This window comes from Streptomyces sp. IBSNAI002 (assembly GCF_052244475.1).
Classification (GTDB): Bacteria; Actinomycetota; Actinomycetes; order Streptomycetales; family Streptomycetaceae; genus Streptomyces.
In genome coordinates, this window is sequence record NZ_JBQPXG010000002.1 from 8,398,350 (window position 1) to 8,413,774 (window position 15,425).

Below are 15,425 nucleotides of genomic sequence, written 5' to 3' on the forward strand. Positions count from 1 at the left end.
GCTCGCAGGATGGAGCTGTGCAAGCGGCCCGGGGGACAAGGCAAGGAGCGGTGCGATGACGGTTCGATCATGGTGGGGACGGCGGCGCAGTGCAGCGGTACCGCCCTCCCTCGAGGCACAACGGTGGACCGCGCTCGTGTCGGCCGCCGACTGGTGCGTCACACGGGCCTACCGGGGCGGATACTCGGGCGTTCCGCGGGTGGTTTTCGTGGCCGACGTACAGCGATGCGCGGAGGAGGACTTCGGCGTCCACGGGGTGTCCGATGCGGATGCCGCGACCGCGCTCCGGGAACGCTGGTACGAGCGGCGCTGCCGGGACGCGGGTCTCGCCACCGACGCGTTCGACCGCGAGTACTGCCAGTAGGCCAGTAGGCCAGTAGGCCAGTAGGCCAGTAGGCCAGTAGGCCAGTAGGGCCCCGCGGCCCCGCCCGGACCGCCGTCGGCGGCACGCCGGGCGGGGCCGCAGCCCGCCCGTCCGGGGCGCCCGTGTGACCATGGGCCGGTGACACCCCCGCCCGTGAAGGAACCCGGGCCGCGGCCCGCGGCGCCGACCGCCGTGGTCATGGCGAGGTGACCCGGCGCCGACGCGGGCCGCACCTGTTCGTCCCGGTGCCGGGTACCCGGCCCGCGGTGGTCGCCGGACTCGTCAACGGAGTGGCCGTCGGGCTCCCGCTGCCCGTCGGGATCGTGTTCGAGCACCCCGTGAGCGGAGCCTGGGCCTGCCTGGGCGCGTACGTCGCGGCGTTCACGAACAAGGGAGGCCCGCGGCGCAGCCGGACCCTCGGACTGGTGGTCGCGGCCGTGGTCAATGCGGCCGCCTTCGCCCTCGGGGAGCCGGCCTTCGGCGTGTGGCCGCTCACCTTCGTCCTGTTCGCCGCACTGGTGCTCGTCGCAGGTCTGGGGGACCCGCTGCACCCCGTGGCGGGCCGGCTCGGCACCATGCCCGCCACCGTCCTGCTGGCCGGGGCGGGGAACATGACGGCCGACCAGGGCACCGCCGCCGGCACGGCCCTGCTCGTCCTGTCCGGAGGCCTCTGGTACGCGGCGGCCACCGCCCTGCTCACCCCCGGACCCCGGCTGGGCCCGGTCCTGCTCGCGCTCGCCGAGCCCTACCGCCAGACGGGCCACCGCCTGGCCCGGATCGCGGCCGCGCAGCCCGCCACGCCGGAGGACCACGCGCAGGCGGCCGGGGCACAGGCACGCGCGGCGGCAGCCGTCGCCGCACTGCGCCGTCAGGGTGGGGACGAGCACCTCGCCACCCGGCTGGAGCCCCTCCTCAACGGCGCCGCATCGCTGGCCGACCTCACCGCTGCCCTCCACACCACCGGCTCTCCACCGCCCGCGGCGGCCGCCGCATGCGCGCAAGCCGCTACCGCGCTCGCGGAGAGGCTCACGGAGACCGCTGCCCTGCTCGCGCACGTGCCGCCGACCCGCCCGGTCTCCGCATCGTCGCCCCGGCAGGCCCTCGACCGGCTCTCCCGCGCCTGTGACCTCCTGCGCTCCCGGGCCGTGGCAGGCGCCGAGGCGTACTCCGCACTGGTGAGCGCGTCCCGGCACCGCCGGCTGTTGACCCGTATCGCCCAGGAGACGGACTCGGCGCACGTACGGGCGGCAGGCGTGTCGGAATCGCTGCGCACCACCCGTGCCCACGCCGCGCCCACCCCGCGGCGAGGCTTCGACCGGACCGCCCTGCGCACGGTGCTCAGCGCCGGCTCACCCACGGCCCGGCACGCCGTGCGCGTGACCGTGGTGGCCTCCTCCGTCCTCGCCGCGGTCTGGGCCCTAGACCTGTCCCACGGGGAGTGGGCGACTCTGGCCGTCCTGAGGGTGATGCGCCCCCGCTACGCCGACACCATCGAGCGGGCCGGACAGCGCGTCGTCGGCAACCTGGTCGGAGGCACGTGCGCCGCACTCGCCATCGCCTGGATCCACGACCCGGCCGTCCTCGCCGCCCTGCTGTTCGCCGTGATCACCATCGGATTCGCCCTGAGGCCGGTCAACTACGCCTTCTGGGTCCTCTTCGGAACGCCACTGGTGCTGCTCATCGGCGACGTGTCACAGCCGGGCGACTGGCGGTCCGCCCTGGAGCGGATCGCCATGACCGTGCTGGGCAGCGCCGCCGCGCTCCTCGGCGGCTACCTGCTCTGGCCCACCTGGGAGCGGGGCGGGCTCGCCGGGCGGACCGCCGGCGCCACGGCCGCGACCGCCGCCTACCTCGACGCCGGGCTGCGCCGTCTCCTGCCCGCCGGTGCGCCGGACGGGCCCGCACCCGCACCGGACAGCACGGCGCGGGCCAGGGCGGACGCCGAGAAGGCCCTGGAGGCCGCGGCGGACGCCGAACGGCGGGCCCGGCGCGAACCCCGGCCGGACCGCGCCGCCACGGACCGCGTCGCGACGGTCATCGCCGACCTGTACGACCTGGTCTGGGACGTCACCGCGCTGACCGCCCTGACCGGCCCTCGCCCGGATGCGGCGGACGTTCCCGGGCTGCCCGCGTTCACCGCGCACGCCGCGCCCGCGCTGACCGGTCCGGACGCGGCCCGGCGCGCGGCGGACGCCGCCGCCCTGACCGGAGCCCTCGAGGAGATGCGCCTCCATGTCGAGGTACTGCACGCGCGGCGGCAGCTCGAGCTCGCGGACGGCCGGGGACCCGAGGACACGCCGGTCCGCAGGGCCGTTCGTGAGACGGGGCCCCTCGTCGAGCGCCTGGAGCGCATCGCCGTGCGCGTGGAGCAGCTGACCCGGCGGCTTTCCTGAGCGGGATCCGGCCCGGCGCGCCCGCGGGGCCGGACCGGCGTTGTATGGACGTATGAGGATCGAAAGCACTGCTTTCAGGGACGGCGGCACGATCCCCGTCGAGCACACGGTCGACGGGAGCGACTCCCAGGTGCCACTGGAGTTCTCGGATGTGCCGGACGCGGCCGTGAGCCTGGCGTTGGTCGTGCACGACCCCGACGTCCCCCGGGACCGCCGTGCCGACGGGAATTTCGACCACTGGGTGGTGTGGAACATCCCGGCGGCGCACCGCCGGCTGACCGAGCACGACGGCCCGGTCGGGGTGGTCGGCAGGACGACGCGGGGAACGAACACCTGGATCGGCCCGGCGCCGCCGCCCGGCGACCGTGAGCACCGCTACTTCTTCACGCTGTACGCCCTGGATACGCTGCTCGACCTTTCCGACTCCTGCGGCCGGCCCGAACTCGAGAACGCCATCGCCGGGCACGTGCTGGAGCAGGCCGTGCTGATGGGCCGCTTCCAGCGCGCGTGAGTCCCGGGGAGTGTGCCCGAGGAGGCGGTGGCCGCCCCCCCCGGTGCTGCCGCACGCTTCCCCGGTTGTTGCCTCCGACGCTGCCCGTACGGCTGCTGTGCGGCTCGGCGCCCGCACCGAGAATCTCCGTGCGGGGTGACACAGCTCGTCGGCGAACAGCCTCACGCCTCGCGATCCGCGCTCGCGGATGACGGCGTACCCGAGCATGAGGCCGTGCGCGGCCCGGCCGAAAGCAGGAGGACTCATGGAATTCCCGATGGATTTGCCAACCAGCAACGCGGGTGGGAACGCGATCGTTCCCATGGACCCGACGCTTCTGCAGCACTACTTGTCCGCGGACACCTGGGAGTACCTGGATGAGCTGTCTGTGAAGGACGCCCACCAGATCCTCTACGCGGGGGTGGCCCAGGCTCTCGATGTCGGCCTGGTCACCGCCGAGTCGGTGATGCAGGAGATCCTCTCCGCCGCGGTCATGGCCCGCTTGGTCAGCGCCACCGAAGCAGTTCTCACTGCGGATACGTGGAACGCGTTCGTCAAGCGGAGCTTCCCCGAGAAGTTCACGTATTCACCTTCGCACTACTCGGGGACGTCCTCCGACGAGGAATCCACCTTCGGGAATCCGCGGTCCTCCGCGATCAGGATCGCCCCGCAAGGGGCGGGCTCGACCGGGCCCTCCCATGCCACCGGTGGCACGCGGAGTTTCGGAGCCACACTGGAGGAGGACTGCGGTGTCCAGCACCTCGACCTCGAGCCCAGGGTGCTTGCGACCGATGTCAGCCCGGTGGACGCCGGCAAGTTCCGAGCGGTGATCTCCGGCGACGGGCGCCTCATGACCTATGACAACCAGTACGCGATCCACACCGCAGGGACCCCGGTCCGGTACGTGGTGACGGTCGAGGAGGACAACAGCGCGGCGATCTTCGTGGACCAGCACATCAGTGCCGAGGATTCCAGGCGAGCCGGCAAGGACGGGATGCGATACCGCGCGCTGGAGTCGCACGCCCAGATCGACGGTCAGGTCGCCTGTGCCGGTGAGATCACCGTCGATGCGGGAAAGGTGACCTACATCGACAACCACAGCGGCACCTACCAGCCCACGGGCCGCCACTTCGCAGCCATCCTGCGCGTCGCGGTGAAGCTCGGGATCCTGGCCGACAAGGCGGAGTTCGCCCAGTTCGTAGCCCAGCCGCAGAACGTCGACGTGGATCGGGGGGCGCTGCAGAAGCTGCTCAGCGACGAGGTGTGGAGCAGGCTGCGCAAGTGAGGGCTCAGGCCCCGACGGCCGCATGGCCGGCCGGGGCGTGCTCCGCCGCGTGCGCTGTCCCGCTACGGGGTGCCGGCCTCCAGGGGAGTGAGGATGTCGACGTGAAGGTGGCTGGCGTACTGCTCGTAGGCGGCGAAGAACCGTTTCGCGTGAACCGTCGCCTGGTGGGCCTCGAAGGCCTCCCGGTCCCGGTAGACCTCGTAGAACACCCTGACCAGCGGATCGTCGGCCACGGCATGGCACAGGTAGGTCAGCACGCCGGGCTCCGACCGGAGGACTTCCGAGGCCAGTTCGACGGCCAAGGCGTCGAACCCGCGCGCGGCGGCCTCGGACGCGAGGGTGAAGCGGGCGATCAGGCTGAACATTCTTCTCTCCTGGTGGATGATCTGCGGGGGCGTCGGCGAGCCGAAATCTAGCCGACGACGAGCACGGTCTTGCCGAAGACGCCGCCGGCCTCCGCGAAGCGGTGTGCACTGGCCACTTCCGCCAGCGGAAACGTGGCGGCGACGACGGGCCGCAGTACCCCCGAGGCAGCGAGCGCGGCGATGTCGTGAAGGCCCACCGGGTCCGGCTGCACGAGCATGAAACCGGCCCGGACCCCGCGCTCGGCCGCCGCGGCGACCACCGCGTCGTCCTCGGGCGACGGCAGTGAGACGAGGACGCCGCCGTCCTTCAGCGTGTCCAGAGCACGGAAGGCCTCCTCCCCGCCGCGCGAATCGAGGACGAAGTCGGCATCCTTGATCCTCGCGTGCACGTCGCCCTCGCCGAAGTCGAGTACTTCCGCGGCCCCGAGGCCCCACACGGCGGCGTGCTGGGATGACCGGGCCGTCGCGATCACGTGGGCACCGAGCGCGACGGCGAGCTGCACCGCCAGGTGACCGACCCCGCCGGCGGCACCGTGGACCACCACGCGATCGCCCCTGCCGACCTTCCCCGCGTCCACCAGGGCCTGCCGCGCGGTGAGCGCGGCCAGCGGCAGGGCCGCCGCCTGCACGTGGGTCAGACCGTCGGGCTTGGGCGCGAAGTGCCGGGCCGGTGCGGCGACGTACTGTGCATAGGCCCCGGCCTGCGCGGGGAACAACGGCATTCCGTAGACCTCATCGCCCGGCGCGAAGAGCCGGACACCCGGCCCGACCGCCTCGACCACGCCGGAGACGTCCCAGCCCAGGATGAACGGAGGTTCTCCCAGGAAGGCGCCCGACTCCCGGGTCTTGGCGTCGATGGGGTTCACGCCGGCCGCACTCACCCGGACGAGGATCTCACCGAAGCCCGGGTCGGGGCGCGGTGTCTCGATGATCCGGAGTACCTCCGGTCCGCCGAGGCGGTCCTGGCTCACCGCTGTCATCGTCTGCTGCACGGGCACGGGGGTTCCCTTCCGTCGATGCGCTTCTCCCGGTGATGCTCGGCCGTGCGGGGCAGCGGCACATCCACCAGTGAGACGCACTACGGGTCTGCTCACCGCACCGCCCGGCCTAGACCTCGCGACGGTGGGGGAGGGACGGTACGGGCAAGGAGCGCCCCGAGGTGCGAGGCGGCGGACCGCAAAGGTCCGCACCTGCCGCCTCGCACCTCGCGCCGTCCTCCGGTCGGGGCGCGACCGGAAGCGTCGGAGGACGGCCGTCCCAAGGTAGGCAGAAGGTGCCTGCCCGTCCTCCGCCCATCGGACCGCCCGAGGTCCTAGTCCCGGCGACTCGCCGCGTAGCTGCCGCCATGCGGGTGGAACGGGGTGCCGGGCGGCTGCCATTGCACGCGTCACGGTTCTTCGGATGGTCCGATGATCGTCTTCGTTCGGTCGCGCGCGGCGTTCCACGCATGCGGTGGCCTCGTCGCGCGGCCGTGGTGGGCCGCCCTGCACCCCGCGAGGACAGATGTCACGGAGGACCAGGTCCGGATGGACCGCCGCAGCACTGTGCCTGCTGGTGGCCGGCGGCACGTCGGCGTCCGCCGCGGCCACCGCGTCCGCCGCGGTCGGCGGTCCGGTGCACACCGCGGTGCGGGACAGGCCCGGGTCCACCCGGCCGGCCGACACGGTGACGCCCGGCAACGCGGCGCCCGTGCGCTTCGTCAGCTACAACATCTGCGGCAACATGTGTGGTTCGGCCTCCTACGACAACCAGCGCCGCATCGACACGATCGTGGCGCAAGCGGGCGTCACCACGTGGAACGCCGACCAGATCTTCCTCCAGGAAGTGTGCCGGCCGCAGTACGACGCCGTCCTGGCACGGCTGCGCGGGCTGGGATACCGCGGCCTGTTCAGCCGCACGGTGCTGGGCCGGCCGGGAATCTGCGGCAATGCCGACTACGGCAACGCCGTCTTCGTGAAGGGGGAGGTCCAGGAGAGCCTGGACCTGGACCTCACGGTCGGCGGCGAGAGCGAGCCGATCCGGGTGCCCTGTCTGAAGAGCGCCACCCAGTACCGCACCAACTGGGCCTGCTCGGTACACCTGTACTGGGACGACGGCACGCTGGCCGTCCCCGAGGCCGACCGGCTGGCGGCGCGGGTCCGCAGTTGGGAGGACCAGGGCGTCCCGGTGGTGCTCGGCGGTGACTTCAACCACTCGCCCCGCAGTTCCACCCTCACCCGGTTCTACGACCGGGCCATGGGCGACGGTGCGAGGGGCCGCTTCGCCGAGGCCGACCAGTCCGACCCGGACTTCTTCGACCCGGCGGCCTGCACGCCCGGCGTCACCCGCGCCTGCCGCTCCGGGGAGAGCACGGTCCCGGCCCTGAAGAAGAAGCTGGACTACGTGTACTTCACCGCGGCCCATTTCAAGGACCCCGCGGCCGATGTACGGCCCATCGACCCGCTGGTCTCGGATCACCGGATACTGCGGGGCGCGGCAGCCTGGGCCGACTGCGGCCGGCTCGACCCGCGTCGGGCCGCGTACTTCCGCCGCGACGCCGCCGGAGCCCTGTTCCGCGTCACGGGGAACGGCAACGGGACCTTCTCCGGTGCCTGCAAGGTGGGCACGGGGTGGCAGATCATGCGGCACGTCGTCCGCCCGCCGGGAACCGACGTCCTCCTCGGAGTCGACGCGGCCGGCGACTTGTGGCGCTACACCGCCGACGCCGCCGGTACCTACTCGGGCGCCGGCCGGACCCGGGCCGGCAGCGGCTGGCAGGGGTACGACGCGGTACTCGCACCGGGTGACATCACGGGCGACGGCCTGTCCGACCTCCTCGGCCGTGACACCGCGGGCGGCCTGTGGCTCCACGCCGGAAGGGCGGACGGGGCCACCTATGCCGCACCGGTGCGCATCGCCGCCGGATGGCAGACGTACAGCGCCGTGCTGGCGCCCGGAGACTTTTCGGGGGACGGCCTGCCGGACCTCCTGGCCCGTGACCCGGGAGGGGTGCTGTGGCTGTTCCGCGGCAGTGGTGCGGGCGGCTTCGCACCACGTGTCCGGGTCGGCAGCGGCTGGAACATCTACAACGCGCTGCTGGCGCCCGGCGATGTCAACGGGGACGGGCGGCGCGACCTCCTGGCGCGTGACGGGTCGGGGGTGCTGTGGCTGTACCAGGGCGACGGAGCCGGCTCGTACCGTCCGCGGTCCAGGGTCGGTGCGGGCTACCCCGCCGGGGAACTCCTGCTGTGAGGTACTCGGCCACCGGTCGCCCGGTCCCGGTGTCGAGGACCACGACTCCGCTCAGGTCGTGGATGACGTGAGGGTGGCGTAGTCCACCAGGTTGGCGAGGTACCCGCTGCCCTCGGGACCTGCCGGGCGCGTACAGGTGACCAGCCGCAGCTGCGGCGTGTCCGTGGCCCCGTAGACCTCCTTCGCCGGGAAGTCGGACTTGTCGTACTCGGCCGTCCTGGTCACGGTGAACACGGCGGTGCTGCCATCGGCCCGGTCGACTTTGATCTGCGATCCCGGATGGAGTTCGCCGAGGCGGTAGAAGACGCCGTTGCCGAACTTTCCGACCGTGAGGTGGCCCAGCATCACGCTGGCGCCGTTCTGACCCGGCGTGGGGGAGTGGCGGTACCAGCCCGCCGGGGCCTTTTTGGCGATCGGCGGCACCTGGACGGTGCCGTCGGCCGCCAGTCCGAGGGACATGACCGGGCTGTCCACCCCGATGGAGGGGATCTCGATCCGCTTCGGGGCGGACGCGCTCATGGCGGGCGCCGCCGTGACCTGGTCCGTCGTCGTGCTCTGGCCCGTCGCCGCCGCGGGAGCGGAGTCGGGTTCGAGGTAGCGGGTCACCGTGATCGCCGACAGGAAGAGCAGCGCCAGCACCACTACGGCGCCCACGCACAGCCAGACGGTGCGCCGCCGGCTGCGCGCCGGGCGGGCGCCGCCGCCCGGGTGGGGCGACGGCGGCAGCCGGTAGGTGCTCATCGCTTGTGCGTCCGCAGCCAGCGGCGGCGACCGAAGAATCCGCCGGCGCCCAGCACTGCGGCGACCCCCAGGGCCTCACCGGCTTGGACGAGCGGGCTCTGTCCGCTCGCGGCCACGACGCCGGTGTCCGGCGCGCCCTTGGGAATGTGGGGCTGCGCCGGAGGGGCCGGGGGAGCCGGAGGGGCCGGCGGGGCTGGCGGTGCCGGCGGGGCCGGGGGAGCCGGGGGAGGCGTGGGCGGTGTGGCGGGCTGGACCCAGATTTGCGTCGTGATCGGCTGCCCGCCGGTGCACGCGACGTTGAGGTCGTAGAACGCGGGGCTCAGCCCGGACTTGACCACCGCGTTGGCGGTGAACTTGATCCCGGGGGATCCGGCCGACATGCCGGGCGCCGGGCCGAGCTGGGCCATGCCGTTCTCGAAGGCCGGGGAGGTGATGGCGTTGTCGGGGATGGCCGTGGCGTTGGAGGGGCACATGCCCGTGATGGTGACCTCGCCGGGGCTCAGGAGGGGGGCCCTGTCGGCCGGAACGCCCTTGGGCGGGTCGGTCACCTGGATGTTCACATAGCCGGGCACGACGGGGGCGGGTGAGTCGGTCGGCGTCGGCGTCGGCGTCGGCGTCGGCGTGGGTGTCGGTGTCGGCGTGGGTGTCGGTGTTGCCGTGGCCGTCACGACGGGGTGCTGGGCGGACGGTGCGGCGAACGCCGGTGCGGCGCTCCCGACTCCCAGGGCCGCTGCTCCGACTGCTGTGACGGCGATGCCCGTCACCATGATGGACCTCATGCCCGGTCTCCTCTGCTGAGTGCGTGTGGGGGTTCACCGGCCGCGCCACTCCATTGGGCGGAAGACGGTCGGGAACGCCTTGCCCACTGTGGCCCGTGGGCCACCCCCCGGGCATGGGCCGATCGGTGGACCGGCCGGGGGATCCCGTCTACAGGGACGGGATCGGCACCTCGCGGAGCAGGTCGTCGACGGCCAGCACGCGCCCGCTCATGGTTCCGATCAGCTCCAGGGCGGCGGAATGGCGGCCGGCCGTGTAGTCGGCGGTGGCTTCGAAGGGGACGAACACACGGATGTCCCGGCCGATGGCGTCCACGCTCGTGGCAAGGATCCCGTGGCTGGCGTAGACCCCGACGATCAGGAGCTGGTCGCGGCCTCGGCGCCGCAGCTCCGTCTCCAGATCACTGGCGTGGAAGGCGCTGTAGCTGCGTTTGGCGATGCGGGTGACGTCGGCGGCGCGCAGTCGGGGCAGGGCGGTCTCAGCGGCTTGCTCAGCGGTGAGGCCGATGCCCCAGCAGGAACCGAGGAGGCCGCGCTGGGCAGGCTCCGAGGCAACCCGCAGCCCGCTGGCCAGGAGGGGCACACCCCATGCGTCGGCCCAGTCCACCACGCGCTCCACCTGCCCGAGGAGCACGCGGGCGGACGTGGGGGAGAGCACGTCGACGTAGTGCTGCTGCATGTCGTGCACGAGCACCGCCGCCCGCGCGGGATCGATGGCCCACGAGGGGCCCCCGAGCGGGCACCGCAGTCGGGTGACGTCGTAGTCCTCCGCCCGCAGGAAGAAGCCCGTGCCGGGGCCCCGGCCGCCCACGGGCGCGGTCCGGGGCCGGGTGGCCGGGCGGGGCGGGGGTTGCTTCGGGGCGGCTGTCATACGGAGAGGGGTCATGCGGTCCATGGTCGCCGTGCCGCGTGGCCGGGGCATGGTCCTGTTGGCGGACGTACGGGATGACGCCCGCTCCCTCGGATCGGCCCGGACGGCGCGCGGAGGCTCGTCCGGTGGTGTTGCGGCACATGCCGGTACGGCGGGACGTGGACGTGGCCGGCCCCGGCCCCGGCCGCGGGTGCTTCAGGCCCCCGGGCCGCGGAAGCTGACGGCCATCCTGGCCGCCTGGTCCATCTCGGCGACACTGAGCAGCGGAACGGCCTTGGACACGACGGCGCCGGAGGCCCGGGCGGCCATGGCGACAGCGGCCATGGTGGTCTGGTCGGGTACGTCGACCAGGCAGTACAGGTCGTCCTGGCCCATGGCGAAGTACATGGCGTCCAGAGTGCCGCCGACGGAAGCGAGGGTTTCCTCCACGGCCCGCTGCCGGCCCGAGCCTCCCTCGGCCAGCAGACCCTTCAGGCCTTCGCTCGTGTACGTGACGTGGATGAGGTACTTGGGCACGATGACTCCCTTGGTGCTCTCGACGGGACCGGCAACCATGGCCGACGCGGGACACACAGATCCACCGGTGACGCGCAGCGCACGCGTCTCACGTCACCGGGCCCCTTAGAGAGGGGCCCGGTCCCGACGCCCCCGTCCGTGGACGGGGGCGTCGGCACCGCCCTGAGAGGTCGGCGGTGCCGACAGCGTTGCCCGGGGCCGCCACGGCGGACGGCCGGGGCGGTGGGGCTGCTGCCGATCATGCCGGACGCGGCCGGGATCGGCATCCGGAGAGCCTTCTCCACGACTGCGGGCGGTGAGGCGCTGCTGCGTGTCGGGGCCGGCGCTCGGGGATCGGGACTGTGCCGTACGGGACCACTCGCAGACTGGTTACTGCCGGGTCTTCACACCCCGGGAGAGTGGATGCCGCATCGGCCGCGCACGCTCCTCATGTCACGGACCGTCCTGATACCGAGTCGCCTGTCCTGTTGTCCTGTTCCGCTGGTTGGCGGCTACGAGCAAAGCTACGGGCGGCGGCAAGGGGCCGACAGGCCCCGGTCGGGCGAGGCCCCGGCGGGCGTCGCGGTCCCCCGGTCGGCCCGCTCGGCGGCACCCCGGGTCCGCCGGTCGGGGGAGGAGCCGCCGGTCGCCCGGAAGCCAGGCTGAGGGGAACACCCGAAGCGAACGGAGCAACCCGTGAACACCCCCGTCGAGCCCGGCACGACCAGGCAGACCTTCGGCCGCGCCCTCTTCGAGGCGTTGGCCCTGTCGAGCGGGTGGTGGCCCGGTCCCCAGACCCCGGAGCCCCCGGCCGAGCGCGGCAGACCCTTCACCGGCCCCGAGGGGCGGGACGACCGCGGCTACCACTGCCAGCGGACCTCGGGCCGATAGGGAGCGCACGCGCGCACGGACAGGACGGGCTCCAGTACTGCCAGGTCGTCCTGGTGGAGGCAGAGGACCCCCGATCCGATCCTTCCTTCCGCGTCACGCCACCAGGCCTGGCGGCCGGAGCCGTCGCAGGGGGACACCGTGACCGTCGCGCCGGTGGTGAGGCAGCCTCCGTCCGGGGCGGACCTGACGGCGCCGTCGAGGAACACCCACTGCTGGGCCCGGCCCCCGTCGCAGTCGGCCGTCACGACGGAGTCCGCCACAGCCTGGTGCCCGCCGCGCGCGAGACAGCGCTCGATGGCGGTCCGCGCCCCCGTACGGCCGATCGCGGACACGATCTCCCCGGGACGGGGAGCGCGCTGCGGCCTGCGGTGCTCCCTGTCCATCCACAGCCGGAAGTTGCGGTTGAGGAAAACTTTGACCGGGCACGGGCGCGTAAAGCAGGCCGCGGACGAGGCGTACGCGTTGTAGACGGCCTGCTTGTCGCGTTGCTGCTGCGGCGTCAGGTTCGCCGGCAGTACGGACAGGCCGTAGCCCACGTACGGTGTGGCGTCCAGCGGGGGAGACTGGCGGAAGGCGGCCTTTCTGAAGTACCGGGCGGCGATTTCGTGATCGCTGTGATCCGCCGGATACGGCGGGCCGACCCCGAACGTGGTGCTGTCGAAGTCGAGCGTCAGCACGCGCTCGGCCCCCAGCTGCGAGATCACCTCGGAGAGTACGGAGACCAGCTGTTCCCCCGTGTAGGGCGCCGAGCCGTCCACGGGCCGCATGGCAGGGATCTGGCCCTGGAACAGCTTCAGCAGGCTCTGTCCCGTGTAGTGCGGGGTGCCAGTCCCCTTCGGGAACCCCCCGTCGGGCAGCCGGAGGAAGACCAGCCGCAGTTCCGGACGGCCCGTCAGTACGTAGGACACCAGGGAGCGGCCCCGTACGGTGAGATCGGTCCGCGTCCAGCGGTCCGGGGCACCGGCCATCCTTGCGTAGGCCGCCAGCAGGCCCTCCTCCCTGCGCCGCACGTAGGGGTCTGCGGTGAACGACCGCCCGCCGTCGCCGGCGGTCACGTAGACCGTGCCGACCAGACACCGAGCGCGGATCAGCCGATGGATCTCGGGGCTGATGAACAACAGGTCGTCGTCCTGGTGCGCCACGCCGGCCAGGGTGGGCCGACACCCGCCTTCCGGTTCGGCGCCCCCGTGGGCCGCGGAGGGTTGCGCACCGCGGGCGAGGGGGGCGCCCCCGTGCGAGACCGGCGAGATCCCGCCGAGCAGCAGGGCGAGGGCCACCAGCGCCCGGCGCCGGCGTCTCCCCGGTGCCCGGCGCGACGGGGCCGGTGTCCGGACCGGCCCCGTGGGCTCGCTGCTGTCCTGCCGTTCGGATTTCACACTGCACCCTTCGGCCGTCCCGGCGCGCCGCGTCACCCGTGCCGCGCGTGGCACGGGTGTTGCCGGTGCGATGAGCCCGATGCTATGAGCGGTCCCGGACCGGCTGCGACACGGGCAGGCCGTCCGGATGACCACTGCCGGGGCCGGACGTCGCGCTATCCGAGGGGCGGAGTGGGCAGCGGATCGCCTTGCCGGGCGCGGAGCGCCATGACCACCAGGGCGTCGGTCCAGCCCAGCGGCGCCACGGACGACGGGTCGCCCGCACCGTTGACGGTCTCGGGGAACTCGCCGAGGCCGTTGCGCTTGGAGAGCAGCCAGCCCAGCACCGCGTCGGCCCTGGAAGTGTCGCCCAGATGGGCCCAGGCCAGAGCGAAGAAGCCGGTGCTGGGGGTCCAAGCGTAGGAACCCCACGGCGCGCCGGGGTCGTTGCCCGGCGTCAGGCCGCCGTTGGGCTGGAGCAGGGCCCGGTAGGTGGAGACCAGTGCGGCCGGCAGATCGGCGGGGGCCTGGTTGAAGGGGGGAGCCATCATCGCGGCCGCGCTGTCCTGGCCGTGCAGCCCGTCGATGGTCCGCTGGTACCCCAGGGGGGCGAAGTGCCGGGCGATGCCGGCGGAGAGCCGTCCGGCGGCGGCGGACCACCTCGCGCCGTCGGCGTCCTGCCCGAGCCGGCGGGCGAGATCGGCGGCCGCGTTCAGGCCCGCGAGCAGCGGTGCCGAGGTGCCGATGTTGGTGGTGCTGGTGGACAGCTCCCAGTAGTCCGGAGAGGCGGGCGGGAGCCCGTTGGAACCCAGGGAACGGGCGGCGCGGTCGGCCGCGGCGCGCACCATGGGGTACAGGGTGTTCAGCCGGTCGTCGCGGTCCGCGGCCGGTGCCGCCCGGTACCACTGCCAGGTCGCCCACGGGACCCAGCCGTTGGCGTCGAGCTGCCAGGCGCGTCCGTCCGGCGGACCGCTGCCGTCCAGTTTGGTCCGGGCGTCCCAGGTTCCGTCCGCCCGCTGCGTGCGGGCGTCGTACTGCAGGATGCGGTACGCCTCCTCGTCGTGGCCGGTCGCCGCGAACGCCGCGGAGGCGAAGGCACCGTCCCGGGGCCAGGAGTTCTGCCATGCCGGTGACCATGCCGCGGCGTGGGCGCCGTTGGGCTGGAGCAGGGCCCGCATCGACAGGAGGCCGCGCCGCGCCGCGGCACGCTGGGCCTCCGTCGTACCCGGAACCGTACCCGTGGCGAGCCAGCGCCGGCTCTCGGCGATCTGCGCCAGGGCGCCCGGTTCGTCGGCGGGCACCACGACGGAGGTCTCCGCTCCCGGCGGCAAGTACCGCCAGCGGCCGGAGGGCAGGCGCAGCACGTTGCTGTCGGCCACGTACGCGGCGCCCGCGGCGACGGTGGGCAGCACGGCTTCCGTGGCGCTGCCGTTGCCGAGCAGCCCCGAGGTGCGCGCGGCGAGTGCCGTGGCGGGGACGTAGCACTGCTCCGCCTCGCCGCACCGCTCGCTGCCGGTGGGCTCCGCGTGGAACGCCGGCCGCCGGGACGAGGCGGGCCGGCCGCCCCCGTGGGCTCCGTCGTCGCTCCAGCTGGTAAGGGAGTTCGGCACCGAAGAGGTGGCTCCGTGCCAGGAGATCGGCTCGTTCTCCGTTGTCGGCGCCTTGATGCTGAACAGAGCGGTGTCGCGCAGGGATTGGCCGTCGTAGGGCGTGGCCGCGACAGGGGCTCCGGGAGTCGCGCCGCCCGGCACGGAAAGGGCGAGCACGGACGCCAGGGCACAGGCCAGGGGGACGGTCAAGGGAGGGCCCTTCATGGCTGGGAACACGGTCGGGAACGCCGCTTCCCGCAAGCCTGCCTGGTCGGCCCCCTCTCGAAGTGCGACGCGTGGGCACACTCGCCCGGTCAGGTCAGCGGTCCGCGGCCATCGGGCCGGTGCCCGGTCCGCTCTGCGAGGGAGACGGCGGGGGACAGCGGGAGCGGGAACGGGGGAGTGCCGTGCGTCGGCCGCGCCTTCCCGGGTTCCGGGCACGGTACCCGGAAGTCAAGTGCGTGGCCGCCGGGGTGAATGACGCCCTCGCCCGCCCGGTCCTAGGGTCGGTCTGCGGCACGGGGAGGATCCCCGGGACCCCCCGTCCTGCCCGTGCCGCACCCCGACCGGTTCCTGAGG

14 protein-coding genes are annotated in these 15,425 nt (G+C 73.3%); 6 read left to right on the forward strand and 8 right to left on the reverse strand.

What is annotated here, in order from left to right:
- Window positions 1-55 precede the first annotated feature (55 nt).
- The 4 genes from ACTVZO_RS38950 (at window position 56) to ACTVZO_RS38965 (ending at window position 4,532) form a co-directional block, all read left to right on the forward strand.
- Window positions 56-364, forward strand: a complete 309-nt coding sequence (locus ACTVZO_RS38950; RefSeq protein WP_443303438.1) for a hypothetical protein — start codon at window positions 56-58, stop codon at window positions 362-364.
- A 206-nt stretch (window positions 365-570) separates the two neighbouring features.
- Window positions 571-2,757 (forward strand): FUSC family protein, encoded by a 2,187-nt coding sequence (locus ACTVZO_RS38955; RefSeq protein WP_443302882.1) that lies wholly within the window; start codon window positions 571-573, stop codon window positions 2,755-2,757.
- Window positions 2,758-2,809: 52 nt separating this feature from the next.
- The gene (locus ACTVZO_RS38960; RefSeq protein WP_443302883.1) at window positions 2,810-3,268 is read left to right on the forward strand and encodes a YbhB/YbcL family Raf kinase inhibitor-like protein; all 459 of its coding nucleotides are present in this window, start codon (window positions 2,810-2,812) and stop codon (window positions 3,266-3,268) included.
- A 301-nt stretch (window positions 3,269-3,569) separates the two neighbouring features.
- Complete coding sequence (locus tag ACTVZO_RS38965; protein ID WP_443302884.1) at window positions 3,570-4,532, forward strand: hypothetical protein; 963 nt, start codon at window positions 3,570-3,572, stop codon at window positions 4,530-4,532.
- Between the two features lie 62 nt (window positions 4,533-4,594).
- On the opposite strand, the gene ACTVZO_RS38970 is transcribed toward ACTVZO_RS38965, so the two are convergent.
- Window positions 4,595-4,897 (reverse strand): putative quinol monooxygenase, encoded by a 303-nt coding sequence (locus ACTVZO_RS38970; protein WP_443302885.1) that lies wholly within the window; start codon window positions 4,895-4,897, stop codon window positions 4,595-4,597.
- 47 nt (window positions 4,898-4,944) lie between these two features.
- Window positions 4,945-5,877: an NADP-dependent oxidoreductase gene (locus ACTVZO_RS38975; RefSeq protein ID WP_443303409.1), complete on the reverse strand. Its 933-nt coding sequence runs from the start codon at window positions 5,875-5,877 to the stop codon at window positions 4,945-4,947.
- Between the two features lie 523 nt (window positions 5,878-6,400).
- Here ACTVZO_RS38975 and ACTVZO_RS38980 point away from each other — a divergent pair.
- Entirely contained in the window at window positions 6,401-8,128 is a 1,728-nt protein-coding gene (locus tag ACTVZO_RS38980; RefSeq protein WP_443302886.1) for an FG-GAP-like repeat-containing protein, read from the forward strand.
- A gap of 51 nt (window positions 8,129-8,179) precedes the next feature.
- On the opposite strand, the gene ACTVZO_RS38985 is transcribed toward ACTVZO_RS38980, so the two are convergent.
- From ACTVZO_RS38985 to ACTVZO_RS39000, 4 genes are all read right to left on the reverse strand, one after another.
- On the reverse strand, window positions 8,180-8,869 hold the full coding sequence (locus tag ACTVZO_RS38985) for a class F sortase (protein ID WP_443302887.1): 690 nt from the start codon (window positions 8,867-8,869) through the stop codon (window positions 8,180-8,182).
- A complete protein-coding gene (locus tag ACTVZO_RS38990) occupies window positions 8,866-9,648 on the reverse strand; it encodes a hypothetical protein (RefSeq protein WP_443302888.1) in 783 nt (260 codons plus the stop codon). Before ACTVZO_RS38990 ends, ACTVZO_RS38985 begins: the two co-directional genes overlap by 4 nt.
- A 148-nt stretch (window positions 9,649-9,796) precedes the next feature.
- A complete protein-coding gene (locus ACTVZO_RS38995) occupies window positions 9,797-10,531 on the reverse strand; it encodes an isochorismatase family protein (RefSeq protein ID WP_443302889.1) in 735 nt (244 codons plus the stop codon).
- Window positions 10,532-10,711: 180 nt separating this feature from the next.
- Window positions 10,712-11,032: a GYD domain-containing protein gene (locus ACTVZO_RS39000; protein WP_443302890.1), complete on the reverse strand. Its 321-nt coding sequence runs from the start codon at window positions 11,030-11,032 to the stop codon at window positions 10,712-10,714.
- A 675-nt stretch (window positions 11,033-11,707) separates the two neighbouring features.
- Here ACTVZO_RS39000 and ACTVZO_RS39005 point away from each other — a divergent pair.
- Window positions 11,708-11,902, forward strand: a complete 195-nt coding sequence (locus ACTVZO_RS39005; RefSeq protein WP_443302891.1) for a hypothetical protein — start codon at window positions 11,708-11,710, stop codon at window positions 11,900-11,902.
- Here ACTVZO_RS39005 and ACTVZO_RS39010 read toward each other — a convergent pair.
- Entirely contained in the window at window positions 11,872-13,278 is a 1,407-nt protein-coding gene (locus ACTVZO_RS39010) for a PIG-L family deacetylase (protein WP_443302892.1), read from the reverse strand. The two genes, ACTVZO_RS39005 and ACTVZO_RS39010, sit on opposite strands and share 31 nt — an antisense overlap.
- Before the next feature lie 155 nt (window positions 13,279-13,433).
- Complete coding sequence (locus ACTVZO_RS39015) at window positions 13,434-15,056, reverse strand: hypothetical protein (RefSeq protein ID WP_443302894.1); 1,623 nt, start codon at window positions 15,054-15,056, stop codon at window positions 13,434-13,436.
- Window positions 15,057-15,425: the final 369 nt, after the last annotated feature.